The sequence below is a fragment of the Tumebacillus flagellatus genome, from assembly GCF_000714935.1.
GTDB lineage: Bacteria > Bacillota > Bacilli > Tumebacillales > Tumebacillaceae > Tumebacillus > Tumebacillus flagellatus.
On the sequence record NZ_JMIR01000069.1, the window covers coordinates 1 to 3,030 of the forward strand.

Here is a 3,030-nt window from a genome sequence, read left to right on the forward strand (position 1 = left end):
AATCGATCTTCATCTATCACTCGTTTAGTTTTCAAGGATCAATCGTGTCGCTCAGAGGCGACTTCTATAAGATAGCATATCAACTACTGAATGTCAACTGCCAATCTCTACTTTTTCAACCGCTTCTCTCGCGGCGACAAGAAACATCTTATCATGCAGAGAGAGGAAGCTCAATTTCGGATCCGAAACAAACCCAAACAAAAACGCTGCCGAGAGACGTTTCTGGCAGCGTGGCTTTCTTATTCGCGAGTCAGCTTGCGTGTGGACTGGCCGTTTCCTCGATCAACACCGGTCCATTCGTAATTGCTGACGTTTACGGTGATCTTGATCGACGACAGCATTTCAGCAGGCAGATTCAACAGCTCGTTGGCTTGAATGATCACATTCATCGGATTCGAATACCCCGGCACCGGAATCGGGCGCGGCGTATCATCCGGTGCAGTCGTCGGTGCAGTCGTCGGTGCCAACGTTGGCCTCAAGGTGGGTCTCAAAGTTGGAACTGGATCTTCTACTGGAACTGTCGGATACGGGACATCATCCACACCGTCACCAATTACGACGATCGGAGGCGTCGTCGGCCAATCGTCTGTCGGGGGCTGCTGTGAGATGAACCCTCGGACCTCGGCCGTTTTTTCCTCGTGTTCAAGGGAGATCGGCCCAAGCAATTTCACCAGCTCGTTGGTGACGGTGGGCAGATGTTTTTTGGTCAGTGTGACCATCCCGTTCTTCATCAGCGCATAGATCACCTTCGTCACCACCCGGCGTACATCAAACGCCGCCAGCTTCACTCCCGCCGGCGGTTGCGTCGCCATCGACAACCGGGTCGGATCACGAACCACCGATACCACCGTCTCTTCAATGCACCGCCCCGCCTGCTCTATCTCAAACGCCTTCGTGAGCGTCACAAGTCTTTGCAACGTCGTCATCGCGTTGATGACCGTCTCACTCACGCGCCGCGCTGTCTCTTGCACGAGATCATCCTCCACGCCCGCCGCTAAACCTTCCGTCTTCTCTATGCTCTCTATGTACGGCAAATCTCCCAAACCCGTTTCTGTCTGGAACGCAAACTTCAACTCGATCTCCACATTCTCCAACTCCACAAACGGCACCGGAAACGCCCGCAGCAACTCGTCCCTCTCATACGAAATCGCCAGTTCCCGGGAGGCCTTATCGGAGAGGCTGCGCGCGGTGATGATCGACTTCATCAACTCCCCCAGCACTTGTCCAAATTCATATCCCATCTGACAGTCTTCCCCCCTGATCTCTAGATGCAGATGGGGAAAAAACGGGCAAATCCATTTCGCGTTTGCCCGTCTCCCCTCACTCCTACGTATGTTTACTTCAAAAGCTTCTGCAAAATCGAATCCATCTCGTTGGCCTGCGCCATGCCCGATTCTTCCTCGTCCATCCAAATCGGTTTGCGTTTGAACCCGACGTGGTACGCCACGTACTCAAGCGCAATTTGATGCTCCCCGATCCGCACGAGGTGGAATCCTTTTTCCTTGCCCACGATCTGGCCCTTCGGATTGTCTTGCAGACAGCGGTTCAAGTAGTCCATCTGTTTCTGGATCACGCTTTCGTCTTTCAAGTTCGCCGGGTCGGTGTTCCCGATGACGACTCGCTTGAGGAAGCGCATGTCCGCGATGTCAAATGTGTCGCTCATTGAACAAACCTCGCTTTACGCAGTGGTGACTTTCACCGGCTCTTTGACAACCGGTGTGATCGATTGATGGAGCATGTCGAGCACGCGTGCCAGACCTTCCGGCGTGCCTTTGTCCTTGGCATGCACTTGCACATGGTAGCGAGCGGAATTGTCGCTCTGGCGGGTATTCTCCGACGAAGAGGTCACGCTGCCGTGAACCTCAACCGTCACGCCCCAGAAACTCCCGGACACGCTTCCGCCGACTTCATAAGAAAAGTTGTCTTTCGATTGGAACGACGATTTGACTTCCATATCAAACGTCACATCCACGAGATCGATCCCCAAGTTCGGAATCGGCACGATCGCCAGCAACGGGACCGCGATTTCCACATGCTGATCAACAAACGGCTTGGAGCTTGCATCCGCCGGATTGTACGACGGGTTTTCCACCATGCGGTTGTACTCGAACGTCACATGGCGCGGTCCCAAAGGCTTGCCGTCTTTGTCCTTTTCAATCCCGACGGTGGTGATGAAGTCGGCGGTCGCTTTCGCCAGAGCCACCTGCGCGTCGCAAGCCGCTTTGATTGGTGCACCGATCAGATCTTGCATCGGAAGCCTTTAAACTGTTCAGACATGTTCACAAGTTCAGACATAATGCATTCCCCTTTCGGACATTAAGGTAGGTACTTCAGAAGATGGTCGTTGATGCGCATCAACGCTTCGGGCGGTTCAGTGCCCTTGATTTCTATTTGAATCCTTGCCAGATTCGGCTCGCTGTCCTTGCCGCGTCTGGCAAAGTTTGAAGTCAGGTCCTTTTGGTTCGACGGTTCAACAGCTGCACCCAACGAACTTTGTTTAAAAGGGCTGTCATCCGACTTCGTAATCAAATCCGCGAACTGCACGTTGAACTCGACTGTCATCCGGTCGATCTTGGTGCTCGACAAAGGAATCAAGGTGATCAAGGGAATTTTGATGCTCTCAACAGGTGCATCCGGCCTCATCGAAGGCAGCAGGATTTCCGTCATCTTCGGTGATCCGTCTTTCTCAAACCAAGTCAGAATGCTCTCCAGCGAGGATTGTTGTGCTGCCGAATTTGCTTGGATCACGGAGTCCTTGATCGCAGCAAGTAAATCGTGAAATACGAACTCTTCTGCCACTTAACAAACCTCCTACTCGTTATCCATAGTGAAGTGAAGTAACTCCTTACACGATTTATTCATATGGATCAAGCACCTGGTTATTCCGAAAATGTTTGAGAAATAAAAAAGTCCCGTTCCACTCGGGAACGAGACTTTTTTATGCTTTGTTATTTGATTTTGAATCGATGCCTCGCGACGTCCTACTCTCCCGGGACCCTGCGGTCCGAGTACCATCGGCGCTGGAAAGCT

General features: G+C 52.3%; 4 protein-coding genes. All 4 read right to left on the minus strand.

The window, feature by feature from the left end; all coding sequences use genetic code 11:
- Positions 1-239: 239 nt before the first annotated feature.
- The 4 genes from EL26_RS22825 to EL26_RS22840 all read right to left on the minus strand — a co-directional run bounded on the left by EL26_RS22825 (position 240) and on the right by EL26_RS22840 (position 2,799).
- The gene (locus tag EL26_RS22825) at positions 240-1,241 is read right to left on the minus strand and encodes a hypothetical protein (protein ID WP_038094740.1); all 1,002 of its coding nucleotides are present in this window, start codon (positions 1,239-1,241) and stop codon (positions 240-242) included.
- A 95-nt stretch (positions 1,242-1,336) separates the two neighbouring features.
- Positions 1,337-1,663 (minus strand): hypothetical protein, encoded by a 327-nt coding sequence (locus tag EL26_RS22830; RefSeq protein ID WP_052036729.1) that lies wholly within the window; start codon positions 1,661-1,663, stop codon positions 1,337-1,339.
- A 15-nt stretch (positions 1,664-1,678) separates the two neighbouring features.
- Positions 1,679-2,251 carry a DUF2589 domain-containing protein gene (locus EL26_RS22835; protein WP_038094742.1) on the minus strand — a complete coding sequence of 191 codons (573 nt, stop codon included), beginning with the start codon at positions 2,249-2,251 and terminating at the stop codon, positions 1,679-1,681.
- A gap of 65 nt (positions 2,252-2,316) precedes the next feature.
- Entirely contained in the window at positions 2,317-2,799 is a 483-nt protein-coding gene (locus EL26_RS22840) for a DUF2589 domain-containing protein (RefSeq protein WP_038094744.1), read from the minus strand.
- Positions 2,800-3,030: the final 231 nt, after the last annotated feature.